The organism is Marinobacter zhejiangensis (assembly GCF_900114775.1).
Lineage (GTDB): Bacteria > Pseudomonadota > Gammaproteobacteria > Pseudomonadales > Oleiphilaceae > Marinobacter > Marinobacter zhejiangensis.
Window position 1 is genome coordinate 666,775 of sequence record NZ_FOUE01000001.1, and the last position, 21,624, is coordinate 688,398.

18 protein-coding genes and 1 tRNA gene are annotated in these 21,624 nt (G+C 56.7%); 6 read left to right on the plus strand and 13 right to left on the minus strand.

The genetic code is table 11. From position 1 onward, the window contains the following. The first annotated feature begins 82 nt into the window (after nt 1-82). Nucleotides 83-271: a ribbon-helix-helix protein, CopG family gene (locus BMZ67_RS02935; protein ID WP_092020402.1), complete on the plus strand. Its 189-nt coding sequence runs from the start codon at nt 83-85 to the stop codon at nt 269-271. On the opposite strand, the gene BMZ67_RS02940 is transcribed toward BMZ67_RS02935, so the two are convergent. From BMZ67_RS02940 to rpmH, 6 genes are all read right to left on the minus strand, one after another. Beyond that, complete coding sequence (locus BMZ67_RS02940; RefSeq protein ID WP_092020403.1) at nt 264-1,910, minus strand: SulP family inorganic anion transporter; 1,647 nt, start codon at nt 1,908-1,910, stop codon at nt 264-266. The two genes, BMZ67_RS02935 and BMZ67_RS02940, sit on opposite strands and share 8 nt — an antisense overlap. A gap of 197 nt (nt 1,911-2,107) precedes the next feature. Further along, complete coding sequence (gene mnmE / locus BMZ67_RS02945; protein ID WP_092020404.1) at nt 2,108-3,472, minus strand: tRNA uridine-5-carboxymethylaminomethyl(34) synthesis GTPase MnmE; 1,365 nt, start codon at nt 3,470-3,472, stop codon at nt 2,108-2,110. 77 nt (nt 3,473-3,549) lie between these two features. Then, nucleotides 3,550-5,253, minus strand: a complete 1,704-nt coding sequence (gene yidC, locus BMZ67_RS02950; RefSeq protein WP_092020405.1) for a membrane protein insertase YidC — start codon at nt 5,251-5,253, stop codon at nt 3,550-3,552. A gap of 4 nt (nt 5,254-5,257) precedes the next feature. Then, a complete protein-coding gene (gene yidD, locus BMZ67_RS02955) occupies nt 5,258-5,545 on the minus strand; it encodes a membrane protein insertion efficiency factor YidD (RefSeq protein ID WP_092020406.1) in 288 nt (95 codons plus the stop codon). Between the two features lie 12 nt (nt 5,546-5,557). Then, on the minus strand, nt 5,558-5,989 hold the full coding sequence (gene rnpA / locus BMZ67_RS02960) for a ribonuclease P protein component (RefSeq protein ID WP_092020407.1): 432 nt from the start codon (nt 5,987-5,989) through the stop codon (nt 5,558-5,560). A gap of 17 nt (nt 5,990-6,006) precedes the next feature. After that, nucleotides 6,007-6,141 (minus strand): 50S ribosomal protein L34, encoded by a 135-nt coding sequence (gene rpmH, locus BMZ67_RS02965; RefSeq protein ID WP_091812379.1) that lies wholly within the window; start codon nt 6,139-6,141, stop codon nt 6,007-6,009. Between the two features lie 661 nt (nt 6,142-6,802). On the opposite strand from rpmH, the gene dnaA reads away from it, so the two are divergent. The 5 genes from dnaA to gyrB all read left to right on the plus strand — a co-directional run bounded on the left by dnaA (nt 6,803) and on the right by gyrB (nt 14,640). Then, a complete protein-coding gene (gene dnaA, locus BMZ67_RS02970; protein WP_092020911.1) occupies nt 6,803-8,260 on the plus strand; it encodes a chromosomal replication initiator protein DnaA in 1,458 nt (485 codons plus the stop codon). Nucleotides 8,261-8,336: 76 nt separating this feature from the next. Next, entirely contained in the window at nt 8,337-9,440 is a 1,104-nt protein-coding gene (gene dnaN, locus BMZ67_RS02975) for a DNA polymerase III subunit beta (RefSeq protein ID WP_092020408.1), read from the plus strand. A gap of 112 nt (nt 9,441-9,552) precedes the next feature. Continuing rightward, complete coding sequence (locus tag BMZ67_RS02980; RefSeq protein ID WP_092020409.1) at nt 9,553-10,824, plus strand: ABC1 kinase family protein; 1,272 nt, start codon at nt 9,553-9,555, stop codon at nt 10,822-10,824. 248 nt (nt 10,825-11,072) lie between these two features. Further along, a complete protein-coding gene (gene recF / locus BMZ67_RS02985; RefSeq protein ID WP_092020410.1) occupies nt 11,073-12,200 on the plus strand; it encodes a DNA replication/repair protein RecF in 1,128 nt (375 codons plus the stop codon). A 25-nt stretch (nt 12,201-12,225) separates the two neighbouring features. Then, nucleotides 12,226-14,640, plus strand: coding sequence for a DNA topoisomerase (ATP-hydrolyzing) subunit B (gene gyrB / locus BMZ67_RS02990; protein WP_092020411.1), 2,415 nt, complete (start codon nt 12,226-12,228; stop codon nt 14,638-14,640). A gap of 66 nt (nt 14,641-14,706) precedes the next feature. Here the strand turns inward: gyrB and BMZ67_RS02995 are convergent, their stop codons facing one another. The 7 genes from BMZ67_RS02995 to trkA form a co-directional block, all read right to left on the minus strand. After that, nucleotides 14,707-15,462 (minus strand): VC0807 family protein, encoded by a 756-nt coding sequence (locus tag BMZ67_RS02995; protein ID WP_092020412.1) that lies wholly within the window; start codon nt 15,460-15,462, stop codon nt 14,707-14,709. 114 nt (nt 15,463-15,576) lie between these two features. Then, on the minus strand, nt 15,577-16,122 hold the full coding sequence (locus tag BMZ67_RS03000; protein ID WP_092020413.1) for a hypothetical protein: 546 nt from the start codon (nt 16,120-16,122) through the stop codon (nt 15,577-15,579). 165 nt (nt 16,123-16,287) lie between these two features. Then, nucleotides 16,288-16,364 (minus strand) — tRNA-Pro (locus tag BMZ67_RS03005). 59 nt (nt 16,365-16,423) lie between these two features. After that, complete coding sequence (gene gmhB, locus BMZ67_RS03010) at nt 16,424-16,975, minus strand: D-glycero-beta-D-manno-heptose 1,7-bisphosphate 7-phosphatase (RefSeq protein ID WP_092020414.1); 552 nt, start codon at nt 16,973-16,975, stop codon at nt 16,424-16,426. A 21-nt stretch (nt 16,976-16,996) separates the two neighbouring features. After that, nucleotides 16,997-19,078: a glycine--tRNA ligase subunit beta gene (glyS, locus tag BMZ67_RS03015; protein ID WP_092020415.1), complete on the minus strand. Its 2,082-nt coding sequence runs from the start codon at nt 19,076-19,078 to the stop codon at nt 16,997-16,999. A 2-nt stretch (nt 19,079-19,080) separates the two neighbouring features. Then, entirely contained in the window at nt 19,081-20,070 is a 990-nt protein-coding gene (glyQ, locus tag BMZ67_RS03020; protein ID WP_092020416.1) for a glycine--tRNA ligase subunit alpha, read from the minus strand. Nucleotides 20,071-20,228: 158 nt separating this feature from the next. After that, nucleotides 20,229-21,602, minus strand: coding sequence for a Trk system potassium transporter TrkA (trkA, locus tag BMZ67_RS03025; RefSeq protein ID WP_092020417.1), 1,374 nt, complete (start codon nt 21,600-21,602; stop codon nt 20,229-20,231). Between the last annotated feature and the right edge of the window lie 22 nt (nt 21,603-21,624).

The following is a 21,624-nucleotide window of genomic DNA, read 5'->3' on the forward strand; positions in this document are numbered from 1 at the left end:
CAACCCGGCTGGGCCCTTTATGTGAATTGAATTACAATTTGATGATCATCATTTGTGTTACTTTTCCGGAATCATAAAAACCATGGAAACCAAGAGCGCCCGCCTGACCGTACTGATCGATCCCAGCAAGAAACAGGCATTCGAGCAGTTATGTGCCTCACAGGATCTCACCACCTCCCAGGTCGTCCGTCAGCTGATTCGTGACTATCTGGAAAAGCACCAGGTGTCCTACGGAGCAGACGCACCTGCCAGGAACCCCCAGGTCAAGTAGCCTCCCTGGCATAGACGGCCAGAGCTTGCCCCAGGTCGTCGTAGACCGCGTCTTCGCCTACCAGGTCGATGATTCCGGCCCGACGTAATTTGCCAGTCACCCGAGCGTTGGCCCCGGACAGCACAACGCTGACACCGCGGTGCTGCAGGTCTGTAATAACCTCTTCCAAAGTCTGTAGTCCGGTGATGTCAATAAATGGCACCCATCGCAGTCGGATAATCAATACCCTGGGGTCACTATGGGTTCCCGCCAGGGCCCGTTCAAAATTTTCCACAGCCCCGAAGAAAAACGGCCCCTCTACGTTGTAAACAAGTACGTCCGGCGGCAACTGGCACTGCCCGGACTGGTCGATCTCCCGGCACAGCTCCTCTTCTGTTGCCTGGCGAACCTCCACACTGGTCGCCATCCGTCGCAAAAAATGCAGGGTTGCCAGGATCACCCCGATGTTCACCGCCACAACCAGGTCTGCAAACACCGTCAACCCGAACGTTACCAGCAGGATCACCACGTCAGCCCGGGGCGCCCGTCTGACCATTTTGGCGAAGTGCTTCACCTCACTCATGTTCCAGGCAACCACAAATAGAATCGCAGCAAGGGCAGCTAGAGGAACGTTCGTTGCCAAAGGCGCCAGGAACAGCAGCATCAGCACCAAGGTAATCGCGTGAACGATACCGGACAGTGGTCCGGTACCGCCATTGCGGATGTTGGTCGCCGTACGTGCAATCGCACCGGTCGCCGCGAACCCGCCAAACAACGGCGTTAACATATTCGCCAAGCCCTGCCCGACCAATTCCTGGTTGGAATCGTGACGGGTACCCGCCATACCGTCCGCAACCACGGCCGACAGCAAAGATTCAATCGCACCGAGCATGGCAATAGTAAACGCCGGCCCGATCAGTTCGACGACTTTGTTCCAGGTGATGTCTGGAACCTGGAATCCCGGCAACCCCTGGGGGATACCCCCAAACGCACTGCCAATGGTGGCAACTCCGGCCGGGGCAAATACCACCTGCAGCAACGTTGCCACCACCAGCGCCGTGAGTGGCCCCGGCACCCGGCTCAACCCCGGAATCCTGGGGCCATAGATAACCAACACCAGAGAAAGCACCGCCAACGAAGTGGTGGTCCAGTGAAGCTCCGGCAACACCTGGAGGGTCTGCCACAATTTTTCATGGAAATGCTCGCCGGTGACTTCCGGCAGGCCAAAGAACGGTTTCCATTGGCCAACCCAGATAATCACGCCGATACCGGCGGTAAAACCAACGATAACCGGGTCCGGTATGAATTTGATGATCGAACCGAGCTTGGCCATGCCCAGTAGCATCAATATGATGCCTGCCATGAGTGTGGCAATTTGCAGGCCCTCAATCCCATATTCCGCAGTAATTCCTGCCAGGATGACGATGAAGGCCCCGGTCGGCCCGGCAATCTGGAGGCGACTGCCACCAAAGACCGATACCACGAAGCCAGCGACAATGGCGGTATATAACCCCTGTTCCGGCTGCGCCCCTGAGGCTATGGCAAACGCCATCGCCAAGGGCAGCGCCACGACGCCAACTATCACCCCGGATATACAGTTCCTTAACCAGTGATCCCGCCGCAGAAGTCCAGCTTTCTTGGCTTCCCAAAGTGCCAGCATAGCAACCTTACCAATGATGGAAACGTGATAATTACATGTTAATCATATGATCATACCGCACCCAAACACCTGTGGAAAACCCATACCCCGAATCCGGAGAGTTATCCACAGGCGCATCCGGGCACAGGGGCGCCTCAGGCTGCCGGATGTGCAGCCCGATAACAGGTGGAATAGTTTGGGGTTAACCGGGCTAAGGCTTATTTGCCGATGCAGAAACTGCTGAAGATTTTGCCCAACAGGTCGTCCGGGGTTACCGCACCGGTGATTTCACCCAGCGCATCCTGGGCAGCGCGAAGGTCTTCAGCCAGCAATTCACCAGCACCATAGCCGTTGAGCTGGTCCTGCCCCTGGATCATGAACTCCCTGGCCCGCTGCAGGGCATCAAGGTGGCGGCGGCGCGCCAGGAAACCACCTTCGGTGGTACTGACAAATCCCATGCATTGTTTGAGATGGTCACGAAGCTGCTCCAGACCCTGACTGGACTTTGCCGCCAGGCGTAGCACCGGAGCCGAAGAGTTATCCACAAGCCCGACCGCTTCACCTGACAGGTCCACTTTGTTGCGAATCACGGTGATTGGCGCCGAATCCGGCAGATGGTCTATGAAGTCTGGCCAGATTTCATGGGGCTCAATTTCCGGCGTGGTGGTGGCATCCACCATCAACAGTATGCGGTCGGCCTGGCGGATTTCGTCCCAGGCCCGGGCAATACCGATCCGTTCCACTTCGTCCGGGCTTTCCCTTAGCCCAGCGGTATCGATGATGTGCAGCGGCATACCATCAATGTGGATATGTTCCCTCAGCACATCCCGGGTGGTGCCTTCGATGTCGGTAACAATGGCTGCTTCCCTCCCGGCGAGGGCATTGAGCAAGCTGGATTTACCGGCGTTTGGCCGTCCGGCAATCACCACCCGCATGCCATCGCGGAGGATGGTGCCCTGCTGGGCCTCCGCCAGAATGCCATCCAGCTCCGCCATCACGCCGGACAGGTCTTCAGAGACCTTGCCGTCGGCCAGAAAATCAATTTCCTCTTCGGGGAAGTCGATGGCAGCTTCTACGTAAATCCGCAAATGCGTGAGGGACTCCACCAGGGCATTGATGCGGCGCGAAAACTCACCCTGCAAAGAACGAACCGCGCAACGAGCGGCCTGCTCCGAGCTGCTTTCGATCAGGTCGGCAATGGCTTCGGCCTGGGTCAGGTCCAGTTTGTCATTGAGGAACGCCCGTTCTGAAAATTCTCCGGGGCGAGCCAGTCGGGCCCCCAATTCACACACCCGTCGCAGGAGCAAATCCAGGATCACAGTGCCACCGTGGCCCTGGAGCTCGAACACATCCTCACCGGTAAACGAGTTGGGGTTGGGGAAAAACAGCCCGATGCCTTCATCGATCACCAGCCCGTCACCATCGACGAAAGGCCCGTAATGGGCAAACCGCGGGCGGGGTTCAAAGCCCAAGAGGTCGATAGCAATCGCCTTCGCCCTGGGTCCGGACACCCGCACAATACCAACGCCGGCCTGACCGGGTGCGGTGGCAACAGCGGCAATGGTGTCGGTACTTGGTTGCATGGTGAGCTCCGGTCAGTGAACGAAAAGAGGCCCCAAGAGGGGCCCCTGTGGATAACCTGACAGTGTCAGTGGCTGCGTCAGCTCTTCTTGGTGCCGCTTTCAGCTTCAATCTGTCGGGTAATGTACCACTGCTGGGCAATGGACAGAATATTGTTCACCAGCCAGTACAGAACCAGGCCTGATGGGAACCACAGGAAGAACACCGTAAAGATCAGCGGCATCATCTTCATGATCTTGGCCTGCATCGGGTCAGGCGGCGACGGGTTCAGGCTCATCTGAATGAACATGCTGGCACCCATCAGGATCGGCAGGATGAAATACGGGTCCATGACCGAAAGATCCTGAATCCACAGCATGAACGGCGCATGGCGCAACTGGACACTTTCAAACAGACACCAGTACAGCGAAATGAACACCGGCATCTGCACCAGAATCGGCAGGCAGCCACCCAGCGGATTGATTTTTTCCCGCTTGTACAACGCCATCATTTCCTGGGACATACGCTGACGATCGTCGCCATAAAGTTCCTTGAGCCGCGTCAGCTGCGGCGCAACAGCACGCATTCTGGCCATGGAGCGGTAACTGGTCGCGGAGAGGTGGAAGAACACCCCTTTTACCAGCACCGTCAGCAGAATGATGGCAACACCCCAGTTACCCACCAAGCTATGGAACCATTCGAGGATCCAGAACAGCGGCAGGGCAATGAAGAACAGGAAGCCGAAATCAACGGTACGGTCGAGGTTCGGGGCAACCTGTTCGAGGCGGTCGATGATCTTTGGACCCACGTAAGCAGTCGCACCCACTTCGCCCTGTTCGCCAGGAGCAACAACGGTGGCGGGGCTGACAAAACCAACCACGTTGAGGTTGCCACGGGTGGTGCTTTGGAACTGCTGCTGGGCATCCGGCTGGGGAATCCAGGCAGTCAGGAAGTAGTGTTGCAGGAATGCCATCCAGCCATTGGTAACGGCCTGGTTGATTGGACTTTCCTTGAGGTCGTCAAAGGTAAATTTCTCATAGGGGTCGTCCGGGGTGCTGACGACCAGGCCGAGAAATGCCTGGATACCCAAGGAGTGCTGGGCGGTTGGGTCCTGACTCAGGTCACGGACAATCTTTCCTGAGAAATTACCTTCCCAGGGAGCGTTGGACTGGTTATCAATCAGGTACCGGACATCGATTTGGTAGCTATCCCGTGCCAGCCGGTACTGTTTGGTGACTTTTACACCGTTGTCGGCAACAAACACCAGGTCAACGACCAGTTCGTCCTGGCCTTCGGTCAGCTCAAAGTCGGTGGCGCTGGTCTGGTATACCGGGGTTGGTCCATTGCGACGGCTATCAAAGCCGTTTTTTCCAATCAGACCGCTTTCCATCAGGTAGGTACGGACGTTGGAATTTTCCAGCAGTTTCAGTGGCTGGCCACTGTCGAGGCTGTCGTCGTACTGGAGCAACGCCGTTTCGACCAGGTTGCCGCCAACCCGGTCGATTTTCAGGCTCATTACGTCAGTGGTTACGGTGATCAGTTGATCGCTGATCTGACCATTGCCTGTGCTGTCCGTCAGGCTTGTGGTACCGGACGCGTTTTCCGGGGTTGAAAACTCTTCTCCAGCGGATGAAGAGACCCCTGAAGAACCGGCAGTCCCGGACGCGAGAGCAGGCGTTTCACCTGAGGCCTGACTGGTAACCGCCACTGGTTGTGGCTGGTTATAGTCTTCGTTCCAGGCCAAAACCATCATGTAACTGACAATGGCGAGGCCGGCGAATAGCACTAAGCGTTTGATGTCCATAAACCTACTGTGTCGTCTTGTTGGCGTGAGCAGCATGGGTTGAGTGGGTCACCGACTCCGGATCTGGGTGGTGCTGGCAGGTACCCGGAACAGGATCATAACCGCCTTCTGCCCATGGATGACACCTTAACAAACGTTTTGTTGCCAGAAACAAACCCTTGAGGGGGCCGTGGTGTTCAATGGCTTCAATCGCGTAAGCAGAGCAAGTGGGGTAGTGGCGGCAGTGACTGGCCATCAGGGGACTGATCGCGTACTGGTAAAAGCGAATGGGCAGAAGCAGCAGCTTGCGCATTGACCCGTTCCTTTATCCGTCACCAGGAGGTGGCTGGTCAGTTTGGGAGTCGTGTCGTTTGGCCGATGCTGAGTCCGGCCTGGGGTGTTCCGGTTGTGCCTTTCGTTTCAGGCGATGCCAGAGTTCATTGAGGATGCTATGAAGTTGCGGATTCTCAATGCTGGCAAGACCTTGCCGTCCAAGAACAACAATGTCCAGAGACGGCAGATCGCTCTGCTGCCGAAATGTTTCCCGTACCAGTCGCTTGATGCGATTGCGCTGTACAGCAAGTTTCAGGTTTTTCTTTGAAAATACCAGCCCGACCCTGGCGTACCCAAGCTGATTGGGGGTTGCCAGTAGTAAAAAGTGTCGGTGAGGTACCCGAACCTGAACATTATCAAAGACCTTGCCGTAGTCCCCTGGACGCAGCAAGCGTACGTTCTTGGGAAAAGACAAGGCCTTCATGGCAGCAGGTTGTCTGATTATGCAGACAGACGTGCGCGACCCTTGGCACGACGACGGGCCAGAATCTTGCGGCCGTTGGCAGTAGCCATACGGGCACGGAAGCCGTGGGTGCGCTTACGCTTCAGTACGCTCGGTTGAAACGTTCTTTTCATGGGAATGCTCTCACATAACAGAAATTGATATTCAGTGGCTGGCTGCAAAATGAACAGCCAAAACAGGAGCGGCATTCTATGCAAACTGGCGCGGTAATTCAATGGTTGAAAACGAGGAGTTTGTAACCGGTGTTGTCGGTGGCCGGCGAACGGAAGACTGAATGGAAAACTAATAAGTTTAAAAAGTTCTTTTGAAATTTTTTTTAAAGATTATTTATTACTGTTATAGAGCATCTTGGTTTCTGTGGAAATGTCAAAAAATCTTAATAGATCCAAGTTGTTGGATGAATGACAACCAGGTTGAAGAGTGCCATTGAGGGCTGTGAGTAACGATCTAAAGAAATGGGGAAAAGTCCTGGTTCCGAAAATGGCCCGGGTTGTCCACGTTTTGTTAGGGGTGCTGATAACAGGGTTCTATGCAGGGTGTTAACAACCTGCTGTGGGTAACTTTTCACAATAATTTTTCTGTACACAAGGCTGTAGGTAAGTCTGTAATAATATGATAAATATAAGAATAGATTTCCACAGGCTGTTAGTTACTTTTGTTTTGCCCTTTTACTGGACCGCCCTGCGAGGTAGAATTCGGGATCATCTTTTACTCGTTCCCCCGTTCCTTTATGTCAGGAAGCGGCGGGCTATGTTTAGCATCGGAGGCAGGCTCGTGCCGCAGACGATTTGGCATCAATGTCTCGAAGTACTCCGGGATGAGTTTCCCGCGCAGCAATTCAATACCTGGCTAAGGCCGTTGCAGTCTGATCATCGCGAAGGGCAGCTGATGCTGTTCGCCCCCAACCGCTTTGTGATGGACTGGGTCAATGAGAAATACCTGCGGCGTATAGAAGAAGTACTTAAGGATTTGCTGGGCGGCCAAGCGCCCAGGGTTAATATGAAGGTGGGCTCTGCCCCTAAACCCGGCGACAGTTCCGAACCAGCGGCGGAACCTGTCCGCAAGGCCGTGCCTGTACGACCGGCACTGACCGAGGAATCGGTATCAGTGACGGAAGAGGAAAAGGGCGTGGCGGCCACGGTGGCAGAACCGAAGGTGAAGCCCAAGGTTGAGGATCGCCGGTCGGTCCAGGTTGAAGGGGATATCAAGCACCAAAGCTTCCTTAATGAAGGCTTTACCTTCGAGACCTTTGTTGAGGGTAAGTCGAACCAGCTGGCCAGAGCGGCCTCCATGCAGGTGGCAGAGAATCCCGGCGGTGCCTATAACCCACTGTTCCTTTATGGTGGGGTTGGTCTCGGTAAAACTCACCTGATGCATGCCATCGGCAATGAAATCGTACGCCGTAATCCCGGAGCCAAGGTGGCCTACCTGCGTTCGGAACGGTTCGTGGCGGATATGGTCAAGGCGTTGCAGCTCAACGCGATCAATGAGTTCAAACGTTATTACCGCTCTGTTGACGCGTTGTTGATCGATGACATCCAGTTTTTTGCCCGCAAGGAACGCTCCCAGGAGGAGTTTTTCCACACCTTTAATGCACTGCTTGAAGGTGGCCAGCAGGTCATCGTGACCTGTGACCGCTTCCCCAAAGAGATCGTGGACATGGAGGAGCGCCTCAAGTCGCGGTTTGGTTGGGGACTGACGGTGATGGTTGAGCCGCCGGAGCTGGAAACACGGGTTGCTATCCTGATGAAAAAGGCTGAGCAGGCGAATGTCCGACTCAGCAGTGAGGCGGCTTTCTTTATCGCCCAGAAGATCCGCTCCAACGTCCGGGAACTGGAGGGAGCGTTGCGGCTGGTGATTGCCAATGCCCATTTTACCGGTTCGGAAATAACCCCACCCTTTATAAGGGAAAGTCTGAAAGACCTGTTGGCTCTGCATGAGAAGCAGGTCAGCATCGACAATATTCAGCGTACCGTGGCCGAGTATTACAAGATCAAGGTGGCCGATCTGCTGTCGAAGCGGCGAACCCGTACTGTCACCCGTCCGCGGCAGGTCGCAATGTCCCTTGCCAAGGAACTGACCAATCACTCGTTGCCAGAGATTGGTGATGCCTTTGGTGGACGGGATCACACCACGGTGTTGCATGCTTGTAAGAAAATTGTCGAATTGCAGGAAACGGATCCGAACATCCGTGAGGACTACCAGAACTTCATGCGTCTGTTGACGACTTGATCGCCAACTGACCGATACTGTGAATTGCTGTTTGACCCAACGCTAACTTAATTCATTGATAACAAAGCCGAGTGCCATGAGACTGACGATCAGCCGCGAGTCCCTGTTAACCCCCCTGCTCTCCATTGCCGGGGTTGTGGAAAAAAAACAGACCATGCCCGTGCTGTCCAACGTGTTGTTGGAGGCTGAAGGTAATACCCTGACCCTGACCGGTACCAATATGGAAGTGGAACTGGTTGGCCGGGTGATGCCGGTTCATATTGATCAGCCCGGACGCATTACGGTGCCGGCTCGTAAGCTGGCAGATATCTGTCGGGCGCTTGGCGATGAGTCGCCGATTGAGCTGGCCCTGGAAGGAGATCGCCTGCACCTGCGTAGCGGCGCCAGCCATTTCACGCTGTCTACGCTGCCGGCGGAACACTTTCCCAATGTGGAAGATGAGCCCGAAAGCTTCCGACTTGAGCTGCCGCAGAAAGAACTCGGGCGTATGCTCGATTCAACAGCGTTTGCCATGGCCCAACAGGATGTCCGCTATTACCTCAACGGCTTGTTGCTGGAAGTGGACCAGGATCATGTCCGCGCGGTGGCGACCGACGGTCACCGTCTGGCGATGGCGCACCTGGATATGGCAACGGGCTGCCCCGAGCCGCGTCAGGTGATCGTGCCGCGTAAAGGTGTACTGGAGCTTGCCCGGTTGCTGGACGATGTTGAAACGCCGGTGACCTTGGTGATTGGTGATAACCACCTGCGCGCCACGGTTGGTTCGTATACCTTTACCTCAAAACTGATTGAAGGCAAATTCCCGGACTACAACCGGGTAATTCCCCGGGGCGGCGACAAGGTTGTGTTGGCAGATCGCGCGACGCTGAAAAGTACCCTGCAGCGGGCCGGTATTCTGTCCCACGAAAACATCCGTGGGGTTCGCCTCAATCTGTCGTCCAACCAGCTTCAGGTGTTTGCCAACAACCCGGATCAGGAACAGGCCGAAGATGCGTTGGCGGTTGAGTACCAGGGCGAATCACTGCAGATCGGCTTTAATGTAGGCTATCTGGTGGATGTGCTGAACGTGCTGGATGAAGAGCTGGTCAAGATCACCCTGGCGAACCCCAATAGCAGTGCATTGTTGGAGGCACAGAACGACAACCGGAGCCTGTACGTGGTCATGCCCATGCGACTGTAGCATTGGGCGCCATGGATGGCTCTCACTTGTGGCCCGGAAATCCCAGTTGCTGTGGGCGCTGGTTTTCCGGGGTCACGTCATAGAGGACACTATGTTCAAAAGGAAGGCTCTTATGACTGCGGTGACCAACACGTTAAAGGGCGCATTTCGAATTGGCCAGACCCTGTCAGTACTTGGTCGCACCGGCGTCAACTGGATGCTGGGCGAACGCCCCCCTGCGCCAAAGCTGTTACGACAAACGTTCGAATCCCTCGGGGCGACCTATATCAAGCTGGGTCAGTTCATTGCCAGCTCCCCAACCTTTTTCCCCAAGGCTTACGTTGAAGAATTCCAGTACTGCCTGGACCGCACGCCCAGCCTGCCATTTTCGGTAATCCGCCGAATCATTGCCGAAGAACTCGACCGCCCTATTGACCAGGTGTTCGCGGAGATCGACCCCGTCGCGTTGGCGTCTGCCTCCATTGCCCAGGTTCACGCTGCTCGTCTGGTTACCGGTGAAGACGTAGTGATCAAGGTACAGAAGCCCGGGGTGGAAAATACCCTGCTGACCGACCTCAACTTCCTGTACCTGTCGGCTCGAATTCTCGAAACCCTGGCACCGAAGCTGTCCTGGACGTCGCTGTCCGGGATTGTTGAGGAAATTCAACGGACCATGATGGAAGAGTGTGATTTCATCAAGGAAGCGAACAACCTCAAGGTATTCCGCGATTTCCTCCACAATACCCATAATGAAGATGCGACCGTACCAAAGGTTTACGAACACTGCAGTACCCGACGCATTTTGACGATGGAGCGCTTTTACGGGGTACCACTCACGGATCTCGAAAGTATTCGCGGCTACGCCCGTGATCCCGAACGTACCCTGATTACGGCGATGAACACCTGGTTCGCCAGCCTGACCCAGTGTGAGTTTTTCCACGCTGACGTTCACGCCGGTAACCTGATGGTGCTGAAGGATGGGCGGGTCGGCTTTATCGATTTTGGTATTGTCGGGCGTATTCGCCCGGATACCTGGCAGGCGGTATCGGATTTTATTTCCGCGGTCATGGTGGGGAACTTCGATGGCGTTGCCGATGCGATGATCCGAATCGGCATTACCCATGAAACCGTCGTGGTGTCCGATCTCGCCAACGATCTGCGCAAACTGTATCAGCAAATGGACCGGATGGTGCCGGACGAGGTGCCCTACCAGCCTGAGCAGGCTGATGACGACGTCAATAATATCCTGATGGAGATGGTCAAGATTGGGGAAAGCCACGGCCTTCATTTCCCAAGGGAGTTCGCGCTGCTGCTCAAGCAGTTCCTATATTTCGATCGTTACGTTCATATCCTGGCGCCAGAGATGGATGTGTTTATGGATGAGCGTTTGAACATGTTGCATTGACCGGAAATCGTTGGGCCACGCGTGTGGTTCTGACGAACACCAGGCGCTGACAAGAAAGGCCATCGGGTATCCCAACCGATGGCTTTTTTTATTATGGGTGTTTTGTCGGGGGGCTTTGACATCTAGGTATCGTCGATGAGCAGGTTGTCGGCGTGCTGACTTTCGTAAACCCCCCGTGTAGGTAATAATGACTCGGCTCGTAGCCGTTCCAATCTTGAAACCCACCACCTTTCCCAGCCCAGGACTCTATGGCTCTGCTCAAGCTTCAGACGGACCAGTTCCGTAATCTCGCCGGAGACCCGGTTTCATTTTCCTCATCGTTCAATCTTCTCTATGGTGAAAATGGCAGCGGCAAGAGCAGTGTTCTCGAAGCCATCGGCTATCTTGGCCTGGGGCGTTCGTTCCGGATCAGTCGTCACCAGGCGGTGTGCCGCCACGGTCAAGTCCGGTTTACCGTGTTCGGAGCGGTTGATCCTGGGCGCAACGCCGCCGAGCAGCAAGCGGGTGGTGTGGCAGAGGTTCACCGGCTCGGGTTTGCCCGCGACATCCAGGGCAAGGAAACACTGCTGAGGGTCGATGGGGAGAACGTACGGAATCTTTCCGCGCTGGCGCGGTTGCTGCCGGTATCAGTGATTGATCCTGGCGTGTTTGAGATTGTGTCGGGGGGGCCAAGCCAACGGCGCCAATTTCTAGACTGGTCAGTGTTCCACGTGGAACCTTCCTTTGCTTCACTGTGGCAGCAATGCCAAAGAGTCACGTCACAGCGGAATCAAACGCTGAGAAATGGTAGACTAGACGAGCATCTACTCCGGGCCTGGGACGCGCAATTTTCAGCATTGGCAGACCAGATAACGGAGGCACGGCAATCGGTGGTGGCCCTGTTTCAGGAGGCGTTTCATAGCCTGTTGAGGGAGATAGAGACCCCTTGGGTCGAAGGCTTCAAGATGGATTTCTATCCCGGTTGGGATCGGAAACAACCGCTACTTGAGGTGTTGGCCAGGCATCGAGAGCAGGAATTAAGAATGGGACATACGCTGTATGGTCCCAACCGGGCAGATCTGCGCTTGCGATTTCAGGGGCGCCCGGTTGCTGAAACTTTTTCCCGTGGTCAGCAGAAAACACTCGTGATCTTGATGAAGATTGCCCAAGGCAAGGTATTGGCTGACCTGGGCAAACAAGTGACCTTTTTGCTTGACGATATCAACGCGGAACTGGATGCCGAACATCGCGCCATGTTGGCGCAAAAACTGTACGAGCTGCGATGCCAGGTATTTGTGACCTCCATCGAACGGCCCCAGCCAGAATTGTTATGGCGGGAAACCATCCCCGACTTCCGAATGTTCCACGTGGAACATGGCCGGTTGACGGAAGAATAAGACCCGCGCTTTTAGGGAGCGTCTAATGACTGAATCGAACTACAACTCCTCCAGCATCAAGGTCCTGAAAGGGCTCGATGCGGTCCGTAAGCGGCCTGGAATGTACATCGGTGACACCGATGACGGGACCGGTTTGCACCACATGGTTTTTGAGATTGTGGACAACTCCATCGATGAGGCGTTGGCCGGCTATTGCTCGGAAATCGGCGTGGTAATCCACCCCGATGAGTCGGTGACTGTTCGTGACAATGGGCGTGGTATCCCGGTGGATATGCACGAGGAGGAAGGGGTTTCCGCGGCGGAGGTCATCATGACGGTACTGCACGCCGGCGGTAAGTTCGATGACAACACCTATAAGGTCTCTGGCGGCTTGCACGGTGTTGGGGTGTCGGTGGTTAATGCGCTGTCCTCCAGCCTCAAGCTGACCATCCGCCGCGCTAACAAAGTCCACGAGCAGACCTACACCCACGGTGTACCTGACGCGCCTCTCGCGGTGGTTGGCGACACGGATCGAAGTGGCACCGAGGTGCACTTTATCCCGTCACCTGAAACCTTTACTAACATCAAGTTCCACTACGATATCCTCGCCAAGCGCCTGCGGGAATTGGCCTTCCTGAACTCCGGCGTACGTATTCGTCTACAGGATGAGCGTACTGGCAAGGAAGAAGTGTTTGAGTATGAAGGCGGTCTGCAGGCGTTTGTTGAGCATCTCAACACCGCCAAAACGCCCATCAACCGGGTATTCCACTTCTGCCGTGAGCGTGCAGACGGGATCGCTGTTGAAGTGTCTATGCAGTGGAATGATGGCTTTCAGGAAAACATCTACTGCTTCACTAACAACATTCCCCAGCGCGATGGTGGTACCCACCTGGCAGGCTTCCGCTCTGCCCTCACCCGCTCCCTGAACACCTACATCGAGCATGAAGGTCTGGGCAAGAAGTCCAAGGTCAGCACCTCCGGCGACGATGCCCGTGAAGGCCTGACGGCGATCATCAGCGTCAAGGTTCCAGACCCCAAGTTTTCTTCCCAGACCAAGGACAAGCTGGTTTCTTCGGAAGTAAAAACGGCGGTGGAGCAGGAGATGTATCAGTCGTTCGCTGACTTCCTGCAGGAGCAACCGAGCGAAGCCAAACTGATCGTCAACAAGATGATCGAGGCTGCCCGGGCTCGGGAAGCTGCCCGTAAGGCCCGTGACATGACTCGTCGTAAGGGCGCACTGGATATTGCCGGCCTGCCCGGGAAACTGGCGGACTGCCAGGAGAAGGACCCTGCCCTTTCCGAACTGTTCATTGTGGAGGGTGACTCTGCGGGTGGCAGTGCCAAACAGGGCCGTGAGCGTCGGACTCAGGCGATCCTGCCGCTGAAAGGTAAGATTCTTAACGTCGAGAAAGCCCGCTTTGACAAAATGCTGTCCTCCGCTGAGGTTGGCACCCTGATCACCGCACTGGGTTGTGGTATCGGTCGCGAGGAGTTCAACGCGGACAAACTGCGTTACCACTCCATCATCATCATGACGGATGCTGATGTCGACGGTTCCCACATCCGTACCCTGCTGCTGACCTTCCTGTTCCGCCAGATGCGGGAAATCATCGAACGTGGCCATGTCTTTATCGCCATGCCTCCGCTGTACAAGGTCAAACGGGGCAAACAGGAGCAGTACCTGAAGGATGAAAAGGCGAAAGAAGCCTACCTGACCCAGACCGCCCTGGAAGGCGCTCAGCTGTTCGTCAATCCGGAGGCACCTGCCATCAAGGATTCCGCGCTTGAAGGCATGGTGAAGGACTATCAGGCGGTGATGGCAATGATCGAGCGGCTGTCCCGTGCCTACCCGGCTAAAGTGCTGGAGCAGATGCTACAGGCTCCAACCCTGACGTCGGACGCCCTGAAGGACGAGTCTGCGGTAGCGAGTTGGGCGAAGGTGCTTGGTGAAGGCCTTACTCTGGACACGCGCACTGGCACCAAGTTCGAGTTTTCGGTGAAAAAGGATTCCGAACGCAACCTGTTCCTGCCGCAGGTTGTCATGTATACCCACGGGATCCCCCATGAGCACGTGTTCAGTCACGAGTTCTTTGAGTCTGCGTCTTACGGGGCGATTGCCCGGATGGCCGAAACCCTGTCTGGTTTGATCGAAGACGGCGCCTTTATCCAGCGTGGCGAGCGCAAGCAGGCGGTGCTGTCGTTCGAAGGTGCGCTGGCCTGGTTGATGAAGGAGGCTCAGCGAGGCCTCAATATCCAGCGCTATAAGGGCTTGGGCGAGATGAACCCGGAACAGCTGTGGGAAACCACCATGGACCCGGAAACACGTCGTATGATGAAGGTGACCATCGAGGATGCGATTGCCGCAGACCTGATCTTCACCACCTTGATGGGCGACGACGTCGAACCACGGCGGGAATTCATCCAGACCAACGCGCTGGAAGTGACCAACCTCGACGTTTGAGGTCTGGTTTTCCCCAAAAAAAAGCGACCCGATTGGGTCGCTTTTTTTATGCCTGTGGATAACTGGCTATTTCGACGAGGATTGGTCGCCGCCCTGTTCCTGGTGTTGGTGCAGGTGGGGCGACATCACCTCTTCGAGGGTGTAACCGGTGAGCCGGCGGATGGTGCGCCACAGGTAATAGAAAATGCCGATCATCATGATCATGGACGGAATGGCAATCATTGGATAGCTGACCAGGGTCATCTGGCCGAGTTCCTCATTGAATGCCTGGGTACCGGCGGGACTGGTGACGATCCACTTCGCCAGGATGTAGTTCATGGCGGAAGAAAAGAAAAAGGTACCGCTGAACAGGTAGCTGGCATTGAGCAGGCGGCGTTCAAACTCCACTTCGGCGTCCCTGGCCTCCAAAGCCTGCTGAATCTTATCCACATCCAGCACCGATGGGTTATAGAGCAGGGTTCGCACCAACGGGTACTGGGTCCTTGTGGATACTAAAACGGCGAGGCCGATCAGCAGAGGAACCGCCGCTTCCTTGATGGCAAGCCACTGTGCATCAAGCTCCATCAGTCCGATACTGCCGGTCAGCCCGACGCTGATGACCCCCAGCACGGCGATAAAGTTGTACTTGCGGTAGCGGATCAGCTCAAACAACCCCCAGCCCAACGGGAATGCGAGTCCGACGATAAGTGCCCAGGTACTTCCCAGGTACTCGTCACCGCTGAGCTTCATCAGAATAACCGAGGGAATGACGATGCTGACCAGCAGGTCAACCCAGGGACGGGGTTTGTGGTTGGGACGTGGTGTTTGCGACACTTGGTTCATAAAACGGCCTGTGGATAACTTTCTTATCATGTCCGAAACAGTGTGACGGGGTAGCGCCCAACCAGTATACGATGGACGCCACGGTGACCGAAGGGGCTTTTTGTGACCCTGGGGTTATTGCTGTGTGCCGAGTGAAGAAGAACGGGCTTCGTCACCGATGTAGAGAAAGTTGGTGTAACGTCGGCGAGGTCCAGTGGTCTGTACCGCGGTCTGGATAGACACCACGGCGTTGGTGTCCGCAGAGCGAAAGCGGGAGGCATAGCCGTCGGTCTGGCCATTTCGCTCACGCCAATCTCCTTCTTCCCGCCAGTCCGGGCCAAGACAGGCACGAACCGAGGTGAGTGACTGTTGGTGACGTTGCTTGGCGACTTCAATATCGGGGTCGGATGCGGAGCAGAGGTACACAGAGTCGCCAGCACCCCAGTTCCAGATTTGGCAATGACGATGCACCAGTTCGATCTTGGCGTCATAGACTGTGCTCAACGGCATGGTGGTGCCCTTTCCCCGGAAACTGCTAAAGCCGGTATCGTAGTCAGCAATCAGCTGCTGCAGGCCGCCGCACACATCGTCGGTACCAGCGGTGAGTTGCTGCAGGCTGCTGCAGCCTGAGAGGCCCATCAAAGTCACAGCAACCAGAGAAAGCGGACGAGCAAAGCGCATGATGAATCCCTTATCAGATGTCGAAGCGGCGTCAGCCACACAAGGTACGGGTGGGCTATACAGGACAGATGCTAAGTCTAGCGTGCTTTAAGGCGTTTGTGGGGACTTAAAGTGGGGATGATCAGGCAAAAAGAAAAACGGACAGAATAATGCAAGGGGAGATATTGGTCGGCGTGAGAGGATTCGAACCTCCGACCCCTTCGTCCCGAACGAAGTGCGCTACCAGGCTGCGCCACACGCCGAATCAAGGCCGCCATTATACGGAATCGCCGGACGAATTCCAGTGCCCCGAGAGTGAAATTTACAGGCTGTTGTTAGCGAGGAGGTGGTCGGTGAGGCTGGCAAGGTTATCGAACACGCCAACGCCCTCAAGTGGTCGTTCCTGTAGGTGAGCTTCGGTTTCGACCCCATTTCCGGTTCTTACCAGATAGGTCTCGCAGCCGACAGCAAGCCCGGCTTCCAGGTCCTTGCGACTGTCCCCGACCATGATTGCGCCTTCGAGCGTAGCCAGACCAAAGTGTTCACGAATCTGGTCAAACAGACCGGTTGCAGGTTTGCGGCATTGGCAACGTTCGTCGGGATGATGTGGACAGAAAGCGATGAAGTCGATGACACCGCCATGCCCTTTCAGTAACTGCCGCAGCTTGTCATGCATGGCCTCCAGGGTGTCGAGGTCATAGTAGCCCCGCCCGACCCCGGATTGGTTGGTGGCAATGGCGACGCGATACCCGGCGACACAGAGTCGGCCGATGGCATCCAGGCTGCCGGGAAGGGGGTGCCACTGAGTTGGAGAACAGATATAACTGCCATCGTACTCATTGATGACCCCATCCCGGTCGAGGATGACCAGCATCGCGCCTAACGCCCCGCCCTGTTAACCAGCCGTGGGCAGCAGTGAAATATCCGCGACCCGCAGGAACAGGTTGCGCAGACGGTTCAGCAGTGCCAGGCGGTTGTTGCGGATCGCTTCGTCGTCGGCCATGACCATGACTTGATCGAAGAAGTTATCCACAGGTTGACGCAGGTTGGCCAGGGAACTCAGGGCGGCACCGTAGTCGCCCTGTTCGAACAGTGGCAACACCGCTTCAGATTGAGCCGCAACCTGTTCGGCCAGGGCCTTCTCGGCGTCATCCTGCAGCAGGCTGTTATCCACAGCTTCACCGATGGCTTCACCACCCTGCTTGGTCAGGATGTTGGACACCCGCTTGTTGGCCGCGGCCAGGGCCTGGGCCTCTGGCAACTGGCGGAAGGCTTCTACGGCCTTGATCCGGCGATCAAAGTCGAGCGGACGGGTCGGTCGGCGAGCGTGAACCGCGAGATACACTTCCGCGCCGATGCCCTGCTCTTCGTAATGGGCTCGGAACCGCTCCAGCATGTAGTCCACCACCGTGGTGGCGGTGTTCTGCTCGGTCAGGTTGTCGAAGTTCTCGGCAGCCCACTCGCAGCAGGTTTGCAGATCCAGCGGCAGTGCGCGCTCGATGATGATGCGAAGTACGCCGAGGGAGGCCCGACGCAGACCGAAGGGGTCCCGGGTTCCGGACGGCGGCTGGTTGATGCCGAACAGCCCCACCAGGGAGTCGAGACGGTCAGCGATCGCCACTGCGCAACCGGTCAGGGTTGTCGGCAGGTCATCGCCAGCAAAGCGGGGCATGTATTGCTCATTCAACGCCTTGGCGACATCGGCGGGTTCACCGTCGTTATCGGCGTAGTACTGACCCATGATGCCTTGGAGATCGGTGAACTCCAGCACCATCTCGGTAACCAGGTCGGTCTTGGCGAGCATGGCTGCACGCTCGGCCAGGGCGGGATCACTGCCAATGGCATCGGCGATTTTTGCCGCCAGGGCCGCGACCCGAACCGATTTGTCGTAGATGCTGCCGAGCTTTTCCTGGAAGACGATCGGCTTGAGCCGGTCGATGCGGTCTTCAAGACGAACCTTACGGTCGGTGTTGTAGAAGAACGCGGCGTCAGACAGACGCGGGCGAATCACCTTTTCGTTACCGGCAATCACCTGGGCCGGATCATGGCTTTCCAGGTTGGCCACGGTGATGAAGAGCGGCAACATCCGGCCGTCGTCATCGACCACGTGGAAATATTTCTGATGTTCCTTCATGGAGGAGATCAGGGCTTCGGACGGCACCTCCAGGAAGCGCTCCTCGAAGCGGCCCAGCAGCGGCACCGGCCATTCGTTGAGGGCGGTGACTTCATCCAGCAGGTCGTCGTCAATGACGGCCTGGCCGTTGCCTTCTTTCTCGGCAATGGCGGCGACACCGGCGCGAATGGCATCACGGCGTTCGCTGAAATTGGCAATCACATGGCCTTCTTCCCGCAGCACCACTTCATAGTCTGCCGGGGTTGGGACAATCAGCTCATGGGGGCAATGGAAACGGTGGCCGCGGGTCTGGTTACCAGCTTGCAGGCCCATCACCTCGGCATCAATGACCTTGTTGCCATAAAGCAGTACCAGCCAGTGCACCGGACGAACGAATTCCGTGCGGTAGGCGCCCCAGCGCATACGCTTGGGAATCGGCAGGGCGGCCAGCGATTGTTCGATCAGTTGTGGCAGCAGTTCGATGGTGGGTTTGCCCTGCTCCACGGTGCGGTATACCAGCCAGGCACCCTTGTCGGTTTCCATGGTGTCGAGCTGATCGGGGGTGACACCCAGTGAGGTCGCGAAGCCAGTGAGTGCCCGGGTCGGGTTGCCGGAATCGTCAAAGGCCGCCTTGACCGCAGGGCCCCGCTTTTCAACCGCTTTGTCTGGTTGGGCATCGGCCAGGTTGCGGATGCGCAGTGCGAGACGGCGTGGTGCGGCGAACGCTTCCACGGCGCCAAATTCGATACCTGCGTCTTCAAGCCCCTTGGTAATGCCTTGGGTGAACGCATGGGAGAGGGTTTTCAGCGCCTTGGGAGGCAGCTCTTCGGTACCCAGTTCGACCAGAAAATCCTGTGTTGCCATGATTATGCGTTCCCTTTACCGGAGTCTTTCGCTTGTTCGTCATCTGCGTTGGCCAGCAGTTCCTGGCGCAGGGCTTCGGGTGCCAGCGGGAAGCCAAGGGACTTGCGGCTGTCGAAGTAGGCCTGGGCGACGGCGCGGGCCAGGGTACGGACCCGAAGAATAAAACGCTGACGCTCGGTAACCGAGATGGCATGACGGGCATCCAGCAAGTTGAAGGTATGAGACGCCTTCAGCACCTGTTCATAGGCTGGCAGTGCCAGGCCGGCGTCGATCAGCCGTTTGCTTTCCCGCTCATGGACATCGAAGCTGTGGAACAGGAACTCGGTGTCGGCCTGCTCGAAGTTGTAGGTCGACATCTCCACTTCGTTCTGGTGGAACACGTCGCCATAGGTGACAACCCCTTCAGGGCCTTCGGTCCAGACCAGGTCGTAAACGCTGTCGACGCCCTGCAGGTACATGGCGATTCGCTCAAGGCCGTAGGTCAGCTCGCCGGTGACCGGGTAGCACTCAAGTCCTCCCACCTGCTGGAAGTAGGTGAACTGGGTGACTTCCATGCCGTTGAGCCAGATTTCCCAGCCCAGGCCCCAGGCGCCCAGGGTTGGCGACTCCCAGTTGTCCTCGACAAAGCGGATATCGTGAACCAGTGGATCCAGACCCAGAGCCTTGAGGGACTCCAGGTACAGTTCCTGGATGTTATCCGGGGAGGGCTTCAGGACCACCTGGAACTGGTAGTAGTGCTGCAGGCGGTTGGGGTTTTCACCATAACGACCGTCGGTGGGGCGGCGGCTGGGCTGCACGTAGGCGGCGTTCCAGGTTTCCGGTCCGATGGCACGGAGAAACGTGGCCGGGTGGAAGGTACCGGCGCCGACTTCCATATCCAGTGGCTGGAGGACTACGCAGCCGTGCTGCGCCCAGAAGTTCTGCAGTGCCAGGATCAGGCCTTGGAAGGTCTTGACGTCCTGGGATGCATTGAGAGTTGCCTTGTCTGTCACGACGATTGCCTGCTAATCGGTATAAGTTTTGTGCGCCAGGCCTGCAAGAAGCCGGCGAACATTGAATGAAAAGAGGGGCATTATACGCTGCCCCTGCAAGGTTTTCTAAGTCGGGTATGTAACCTGTGGATAACCTTTAATATAAATTGGGAACCGCATCAGAAAAAGGTCAGACCCACCTGGAACAGTCGCTCGACATCACGAATACGGGATTTGTCCACAAGGAACAGGATGACATGGTCATCCGGTTGCACGCGAAGGTGGTCGTGGGCGATGAGAACCTCGTTATGGCGGACAATGGCGCCAATGGTGGTCCCTTCCGGAAGGTTGATCTCGTCAAGCCGTTTACCCACCACTTTGGAGGACCGGTGATCGCCATGGGCGATCGCTTCGATGGCCTCGGCAGCTCCTCTGCGAAGTGAGTGAACATTCACTACGTCGCCACGGCGCACGTGGGTGAGCAGGCTGCCAATGGTGGTCTGCTGGGGAGAGATCGCGACGTCGATGTCACCGCCCTGGATCAGGTCGACGTAATCCGGGTTGTTGATCAGGGTAAGCACCTTGCGGGCGCCCAGGCGCTTGGCCAGCAACGAGGCCATGATGTTGGCTTCGTCATCGTTGGTGACCGCGCAGAACACGTCGGTGTTCTCGATATTCTCTTCCAGCAGGATGTCCTTGTTGGCGGCATTGCCTTCCAGCACCACGGTCTTGCGCAGGCTTTCGGACAGCATCACACAACGCTCGCGGTCGCGCTCAAGCAGTTTGACTTGATAGCGGCCCTCCAGGGTGTGAGCGAGACGCTGGCCAATGTTGCCACCGCCACAGATAAAGATTCGTTTGTAAGGCTTGGATAGCGGCTGCAGTTCGCTCATCACCGAGCGAATGTGGTCAGTGCCGGCGATGAAAAACACCTCATCCCCGTCTTCGATCACGGTATCGCCCTGGGGCATGATCGGGCGGTCTCGGCGGAAAATGGCGGCAACCCGGGTGTCGATTCGGGGCATGTGGGTGCGCAGGTAGGACAGTTCATGGCCCACCAGCGGCCCGCCCTTGGTGGCCCTTAACGCGACCAACCGCACCAGGCCTTTGGAAAACTCCAGCACCTGCAAGGCACCGGGGTATTCAATCAGACGGGTGATATGGCGGGTGACCAGGTGTTCCGGGCTGATCAGTACGTCCACCGGAAAGCCCTGCTCGGCGAACAGTTCCTTGCGGGCGAGGTAGGCATTGGCCCGCACCCGGCTGATCTTGGTTGGGGTCTTGAACAGCACCCCGGCAACTTGGCAGGCCACCATGTTGACTTCATCGCTGTTGGTCACGGCGATCAGCATGTCGGCGTCGTCGGCTCCGGCCTGGCGAAGAATGGTGGGATAGGAGCCGCGCCCCTGCACGGTGCGGATATCGAGCCGGTCCTGAAGCTCACGTAGCCGTGTGCTGTCGGAATCGATGACCGTGATGTCGTTGGCTTCGTTCGCCAGGTTTTCTGCCAGGGTGCCACCAACCTGGCCGGCACCGAGAATGATGATTTTCATGGATCGGATTCCTGCTCGGGCC